The following is a 7833-nucleotide window of genomic DNA, read 5'->3' on the forward strand; positions in this document are numbered from 1 at the left end:
TCAAGCTATTTCATCAAAAAAATCTAGATTGGTGATAAATCAAGCATAATTAATCGGACATTGAGCTGAGAAATTTTTGGAAATTCTATGAAATTACTCACAAGGGTAGTTTTCTGGCGGACACTATATAGTCGTGAGTGGTTGGGGCCTGCATCGCTCCGATATATTTACTCCCTCTGGTCGTGAAGGATAATTAGGGTAGTTCAATCAGCCAATTATTATTTTTCAGATCTTGTAAACTATATGCTTTCCGATCCAGCACTACATATTGTGATTCAATGTGTTCCCATCCTTTTAAATTTAGCGAATCCAAACTGTATGAAAAAATGAGAAGCGTATCAGAATTGATTTCTCGAGAAAAAATATTTTCCCAGCAAGCGTTAAATATAAGACGATCTGATTCTCCCGAAACCAATGTTTTATTACTTTCTGAACCAACTGTGATTGGATCCGAAAGGTTATCGATAAGTGTGTCCGGATAACGAAAACTGAACTGGTGCACAATTTCAAACGGATGATTGTTTTTAACTACGACTCTATCATCATGTTTCTTAAAGAATGATGCAGGACAACCGTTGTCATCTTCCTTGCAAGAATTTGCTAAGAATAATACCACCCCAAAAAGTAGTAATGAATAAATAAAGGTCTTCATAGCTTATTATCCTTTTCGTTCTTGTCTATATCTAATAGTGCAATTAATACCTGCCCGAAACTTTCTGCACCAACATCTAAAGACATAATGCACAATTGAGACTTCCTTCATACATTTCAATGACCAGAGGAATATACACAGATAATATCATTTTTGCACTAAGAATTGCGAATGACGACATTAGAAAAGCATGAATGACCTTCCATTTTCTCAATGCACATTGTAATGTTTTTAATACTCCATAAACCACTCCTGCTAAAAGTATCAGAATAAATATAGTCTGAAAAATACCACCTAAAAAATCAGGATAAAAGTCATATACCGCTAATCCAGAATTCAAAATTGATCCAAAAAATGAAATTACAAATGTGATAAACCAAATTATGTAGCCTTTGATCATTAATCTTCTTTCCTGATTATTGCAAACTTCAACAATCCAAATTTCCCGCTCCACTGCATTTGCAATGCTGCGGAATCTCGTCTTTAATTGTCATCTCCAATATCATTATTAAACTTAACTATTAAAATTCAATAAAGGTGATACTCGCACAATTTCAGGAATCTTAGATTCCAAATCCATATAATTAGAATTGATGAATAAATCCAATCTTCTTGTCTTCTTACCCTGATTGGATTATCATGTATATAATTTATCTTAGTCCAGGTAAACTTCGAGTTGTACAATTCAATTGCGTGATTGCCTGGTAGCCAAAACATGTATTCTTTGTGCCGAGAACTGTCTAATGCGAATCCCGAAAATAATTTAAGCATCCATTCTCTTCTGCTCTCTGGCCCTGCAATTATTTGATTTATGATCGCTTTTGAAGTAAATTTTTTAAAGTCACGGATTATTGAGCTAAGCTCAAAAGGCTCATCTGAATTTACAATTAAATGAAGGTGATTCGTCATTATTACGTACGCATATAAATTAAGTCCTTTTTCACGAATACAATGTCTCAAAGAACTAACCAATATCTCTCGATATACTTCACGCGAAAAAATATTGATCCATCCTACGACTGTCATAGTTAGATAATAGGCCTTGTTTTCTTTAATATTAGATTTATACCCTTGTGTCACAGGTTCTGAGTTAATAAAACCAAAAGATTATTGCTGACTTCTTTCTGATGAAATGATATAATGCATTTAAATTCCGCAGCATTGCAACTTAGTGCAACGATCTCATGACCGCAGGGAATAAATTATAAGTAACGGTGTTTTAAAGAGCAGTAAATGAAGGAATTATATTTTGACCGCAGCATTGCAAATGTAGCGGAGCCCAGCGACGTTACCTACAGAAGTCAATCGCTTTTCCGCGATAAGGGGAATGCAGCCTTTAGATTTGTATTACACTTTTTAATTAACAATGTATGTTGATAATGTTGTTGAAAAGAGGGGGTCCGGGGGAGACTGAAAACTTTGTAAAATTGTGAATAAAAAAAGAATGGGGTGAACTTTAAATGCAGCTAGGTTTCGAGCCCTATGCTCCGTATTAGTCCCCATTCTTTTAAACCGTTGTCAGCGCCATTTAGAATAGTAGACTCAAGGTCTTTTAAAGGTGTTAGCGAGCGGCAACATTAATATATCTCAAAATTATGAAAAACTTTAAAGAAACACTAGGTATCGACTTATCAAAAGTTACACTGGATGCTTACTTGCATTCTCGCAAAGCTTACCAGCAATTTGAAAACAATGAAGAAGGCTTTAAAGCGATGTTAACATGGGCGAGAATTGAAGGGAAAGTTAAATCTGCAGAGCTGTTGATTTGCTTTGAACATACGGGACTTTACGGAATGAAATTAGCGACTTTTTTAGAGAAAAAGAAACGTTCATATTGCATGGTTCCATCTATAGAAATTAAGCGCTCATTAGGTATGGTGAGGGGAAAGGATGATCGTGTGGATGCCATGCGCATTGCACAATATGCACACCTAAGAAGAGAGAGCATAAAAGAAACCAGACTACCTTCAAAACTGTTGCAAAAGATGAAACAGTTGATCGCACTGCGCGAAAAAATGGTGGTACAAAGAGCCGGATACTATACTCAACTTGGAGAATTAAAAAGAGTATATAAGAAGGGAGAAAATCCTCCTTTATTTACAATCCAGGAGAAACTAGTAGCAGAATTAACTAAAGCTATAGCTATAGTAGAGAATGAAATAATCGACCTTATTAACGGCGATGCAGAGGTTGTTTTCAAAAGCCTTAAAGCATTGGGTTACTACGATTAAGTTAGCCGCTACAACCATTCCAATTCCTTTTATGGAGGAGAATTAGCTTGCTATTGCGGTGTCGCTCCATTTAAAAAGCAGTCGGGAACAAGCCTTACCAGAGTGAGCCATTACGCCAATAAAAAAATTAAAGCATTATTAAATAATTCTGCATCAACTGCTATACAATACGATGCAGAGCTTAAAAGAAGGAAAAAGCGAGATGAGTACATTAAACATAGTTAGAAACAAGCTACTTCACCGTGCATTTGCAGTAATAAGGAGAGGCACACCCTTTGTTGAAAGCTATCAGCACAAAGTCAATTTTTGTTGATAACTTCATTTGGTTTAACCTTAGAATACGGAGCGGGTTCCAATTTTGAAAAACCGTTTCGCATATCTCAAATTTACTTATTTGCATTTAAAACTATTGTTCAAAGTGGTCTTTACTCCTTTTCCAGCCACTAAAAAAATACCAAAGTATTGCAAATTAGCCCAGCGACATCAACATCTACAAGTTTTGAGGGCATATGCAAATTGATAGACTATAACGTTGTGAAAAATGCGCAAGAAAGTCAAATTAATATACAGAACTCCTACCTTTAAAGTAGCTTGAGTAATAAAACCCCTTTAACATAATTTAGTAACTATCTAAAACCCAATTGAGAAATTGCAATGGCTGCTGCCATTAAAGGACCTTCTGCGGTAAATCAAAATAGTAAATCAACACTTTTGAAGAAAACTTTTTGAAAACATTGATCCCCAGAACATCCAAGATACTCCAATCAATGATATTCCAACAACTATAAAAACAGTTATTCTATGATTATGAAAGAATATTGGCTTTTCGGTCAATATTCTATTTTTAACTTTTTCAGACTGATAGTAAAAAAAATTTATTATAAGCATAAAAATTGAAATTCCTATCATCAAATATTTTCCTATTTTATGACAATATAAAAAAACGCTAATCGTATCTAACATCCCGTTTATCCATAATGACTCCATAAAACTTAATGCTAAAATAGTTACGAAATGAGGGTCGGACTGAATTAGAATCTTTGAGTAAAAAAGATAATAGTAATAATAAAAGACCTTAAACATAATTCAGTAATTATCTAAGATTGAATAAACGTTGAAGAGGAACTCTAACATTATCATGGTATCCTGGAATGTTGGTAAGTGCTCTACCAGTTTCCCATCCAATACCCCATGCGGCACCATAGATACCGCCAAAAGTTGTGTAAAAATTAGAACTCTGTTCCAACATCATCTGATACTCATTAATATGACCACTACTATGTAGTGAATTAATATTATATGTATTATAAACGCCCAATCCATAGCCACCTGCAGTCAAACTATTTGATGAAGCTAATAGATGATTTGCTGTATTATTTAAAAGATTCACTTTGCCAAGTGAAGAAGGCACAGTATTCACAGGATTTCCAGTATAAACTCCATTGGGTTTTCCATACCAGAAATTGTTATTACCGCCTTTAAAACTGGGAAATTCGTACCGAACTATATCTTTAGAAATCTGATTTGCATATAAATTAGCCATAGTACTCATACTCTTAAAAGCCTTGTCAGCCAATGGAAGCATGCTTGACGCGAATGAGGCGTTTAACATTTGATTAGCAGTATTTGCAAATTCCGGTGAAGGCATTTTTACCGCTAATTGCGTATGTGCCCCTCTTACATCAATCCCCCCATCAAATGTCCAAGTACCATCGTTTAATTTAGTTCCTTCCATTATAAAATCAGTTTCATTCCCACCCATATCATTCATCCATTTGTATTCATTTCTCGCTTTGTCATAAACCCATGTATCAGGCGGTCCAGGCAACGCCGAAGCACTTCCTGTAGATACTAATCCTGTTGATGCTGCCAAACCTATAGATGTGCTTGTGGCAAATAATGATAACGTTACGAAAGTAGACGCACTTATAGAAGCTGCTCCGACGATTTGGAACAGAGGCAAAGTAACAGGTCCCAAAAAAAACTTTCCATCCGGATCATAGCCATTCACCGGGTTATTCCCAATCGCCAAGTACGGATTAGCGAACTGCTCTGCAGGGTCCGGCGTAAACCATCTCCCCACCTGCGGATCATAAAACCGCGACCCAAAATCAAACATCTCCAACCCCGATGAAAGCGCCGGGTCAAACTCACCCGTCTGGAGCTCTTTACTGGTATACTTATTCAAGTACTCATCAGAGTGATCCAATCCATCAATTGATAAACCATACGGATAATAGTGGTTAATCTGTCGGGTTTTCCCACGTATATAAGTCAGCATGAAATTGTCAAACACAGAAGGTTTTGAGCTGTGATTTGCTACATAAGCGTGTAAATATCCATCTTCTACAATAGGGATCGCCTCTTCAAGCAGTCTTTTCAACTCATTCGGATCAGTAACCCGCAGTGCACCTGAACCTTCGGGAATAAGCTTCATGTTATTGTCATACAATGTCCAAATAAGGTATGCGTGTGGTTTAGTTACATCGGTAGTATCAAAATTAGACGACATAAAATCAGAAAGCGCCGCCCCGTATTCGCCGCTTCCCGTGGCTATATCTATAAGTTGTCCTTCAGTTAGCTTTAAAACACCCGCTCCACTTGCTGCTAAAGACAGTAATACTTCATTGACAAGAAGTCCAAAATTATCATAGGTTTCTGCCTGATCGTCTTCACTATAGAAGTACTCCGTTTCTAATGATACTTTGTCTCCGCGGCGAACAGGCAAAACAATACTCGGCCCTATTTCTGTGCCATTGGCTGCCGATAGTAAGGCTATTTTTTCGTTTAGTTCTACGGAGCCATTTACGGGATAGCCGGTGGGTAAATCTTCTGCTCGCCCTCCAACATTATCAAAATCAGCTTCTTCTATTGTTCTATAAACCTCCTCTAATGTGGTTAAAAACTTATCAGTATATGTGGCATCTTCTTCTGTTAGTACCACACGCACATTGCCAAGGTAATCTTTTATAAAATAATCGTAGGCATATTCTCTTGGATTGTCTTCAGTTGGAAAAATAGGTCTTATGACTCCTTCCGGATGATAAATCATTTTTAATTTGTCACGCTCATAAACAAAGTTGCCGATGTAATCTATGCCGTAAGAATCTTTTGGATCGCACGGACTGCCATAGGGGCATTCGTGATCGTCCAATCTATATTTCTGCAATTTATTTCCGGCGGCATCATACATGTAATGAATGCTGTATGGCCCGGATCTTACATGTCTTGGCAGACCTAAAAGATTGTAGGCTAACGTTATTTTTCGATTTTGATCTTTAATCAATCTTCCGCTAACATCATAAAAATATTGGGTTGATGCTGATGATTTGTCAACGAAATGCTTCCGCTGTGGTGCAAAATCTTTCTCACCATTATCATTTATAGCCTGTGGCAAATATCCATTGTGCTTGTAGGTGTAGGTTAAATTATCCATAAAAGTAGGAGCCGGCTGACTGCCGGCTGTCATATCTCTGTTGCGTTTTAAGCGCATAATATTGCCACCAACATCGTAATTTATATTTTCATTGTAATAATTCAAATTTACATTAAAATTTCCGGGATCGGAAGGTAAATCTGATCCGTACAAGGCATCAGTCAAATTATTTAAGTCATCATACTTATATACGTAGGCATGGCGCGGCAACATTGTTCCATCTTCGTCAGGAGTTTTAGCATTCCACATCATGCTCGATATGTTTCCACCGTATTGAGGTAAAACCTGGTGAGGATAAGGGTCGCCTTGGTTCCATGGTCCTGTTCTGATATATTCATCACTTTCATCAAAATAGGTAAGCTCCTGACCAAAAACATCGTCGTCATCACTGTTAAAGGCATCGACTATAAGGGCGGTGTTATTGATATGGGTAAGATTCCCCTGATCATTATACCTGTAATCCATAGTTTGAAGATAGTTGCTTATTCCTGGCGCTTTATGCAACTTTAATTTTTTTAATTGTCCCTTCACATCATACTGTCTGAAACTTACAATCATTTCATCATCGTCATCAAGTTTACACTTTACACTTTGTAGTTTACCGGTTACGCTCCAATAGGCAAAACTTGTGGTAAAGATGCGATCAGCATCTGTCGCTTTATACCGGTGATGTTGCACCGTTTTTTCCACTTGTCCAAAACCATTGTAATAAGTGTCTATTCGATCCCAACCACCGAGGTGGTTTTGAGTAAATGCCTGAATAGGTCGTTTTTTGTCATCGTAATAAGTAACTGTGGTAAGCCAGCCGCCAAGTCTATTGTCAGCTCTGAGAATACGGGTTTGAGACCCTGTGGGCAAACCACGCGTAACTTCTAATGGAGCTGTAATACCATTAAAAGAAATATAATCCATATATGGAGGATAATCAAAATCATAGTTATCAAAATAATATACATTGGTAAGCGAGTCTGTTTGTGAAGTTGTTAATACGGGATAAGTTAAGTTAGAATAGCCCATAAGTGAACCTGTTCCGCCTGTGAATATTTCCCCTTTAATTATTTCACCATTATCTTCAAAATGTTCAGCACTTTCTACACTATGTGTAGAATGGTGTCCTGCCATAGTTGTCGCACCTTTGATTACGACCCTGCCTCTAGTATCATATTTCACAAAATTCCATTTGCCCTCATTAATTTGCTTATTATCCCGACTCATTATAACCCGATCATAATGATCGTACACGAAATTTTGTTTCCCGGTTCCGGGCATTTCTTTTTGCCACAGCCGACCTTTTTCATCGTACGAGTAAGTTGAAACTAAATCTTTTACTATTTGTAATGTGGGGTGCGGAGTATCAGAAACTTTAACAACACGAATACCAAGGATGTCAAGTTCTTCCATTGCTTTGGCAGGAATGTCAAATACCACCCGACCAAAATCATCATAGACTGTATAACTGGTTAATTTCTTTTCAATTAAAGTTCCACCACTTCCTACATTGCCGGTGTAAGCTC

At 37.1% G+C, this 7833-nt stretch carries 4 protein-coding genes and 1 pseudogene; 2 read left to right on the forward strand and 3 right to left on the reverse strand.

Features of this window, described 5'->3' with window-relative positions; all coding sequences use genetic code 11:
- Nucleotides 1–193 precede the first annotated feature (193 nt).
- Both G3O08_RS20040 and G3O08_RS20045 read right to left on the reverse strand, forming a co-directional pair.
- Nucleotides 194–652: a hypothetical protein gene (locus G3O08_RS20040; RefSeq protein ID WP_163287231.1), complete on the reverse strand. Its 459-nt coding sequence runs from the start codon at nt 650–652 to the stop codon at nt 194–196.
- 528 nt (nt 653–1180) lie between these two features.
- The gene (locus tag G3O08_RS20045; RefSeq protein ID WP_239541379.1) at nt 1181–1678 is read right to left on the reverse strand and encodes a transposase; all 498 of its coding nucleotides are present in this window, start codon (nt 1676–1678) and stop codon (nt 1181–1183) included.
- A gap of 569 nt (nt 1679–2247) precedes the next feature.
- Between G3O08_RS20045 and G3O08_RS20050 the strand changes: the two genes are divergently transcribed.
- Both G3O08_RS20050 and G3O08_RS21945 read left to right on the forward strand, forming a co-directional pair.
- Nucleotides 2248–2883 (forward strand): IS110 family transposase, encoded by a 636-nt coding sequence (locus G3O08_RS20050; RefSeq protein ID WP_163287232.1) that lies wholly within the window; start codon nt 2248–2250, stop codon nt 2881–2883.
- 48 nt (nt 2884–2931) lie between these two features.
- A pseudogene (locus G3O08_RS21945) lies at nt 2932–3108 on the forward strand (transposase); the annotation flags it as partial.
- 868 nt (nt 3109–3976) lie between these two features.
- Here G3O08_RS21945 and G3O08_RS20060 read toward each other — a convergent pair.
- On the reverse strand, nt 3977–7833 hold a 3857-nt coding region (locus tag G3O08_RS20060), incomplete at its 5' end, for an RHS repeat-associated core domain-containing protein (RefSeq protein WP_204336966.1).

Origin of the sequence: Cryomorpha ignava (assembly GCF_010686655.1) — a bacterium.
GTDB lineage: Bacteria > Bacteroidota > Bacteroidia > Flavobacteriales_D > Cryomorphaceae > Cryomorpha > Cryomorpha ignava.

Coding starts and splice junctions, on each gene's coding strand:
- G3O08_RS20050 (WP_163287232.1), top strand. CDS start 2,248: ATGAAAAACTTTAAAGAAACACTAGGTATCGACTTATCAAAAGTTACA.
- G3O08_RS20040 (WP_163287231.1), bottom strand. CDS start 652: ATGAAGACCTTTATTTATTCATTACTACTTTTTGGGGTGGTATTATTC.
- G3O08_RS20045 (WP_239541379.1), bottom strand. CDS start 1,678: ATGACAGTCGTAGGATGGATCAATATTTTTTCGCGTGAAGTATATCGA.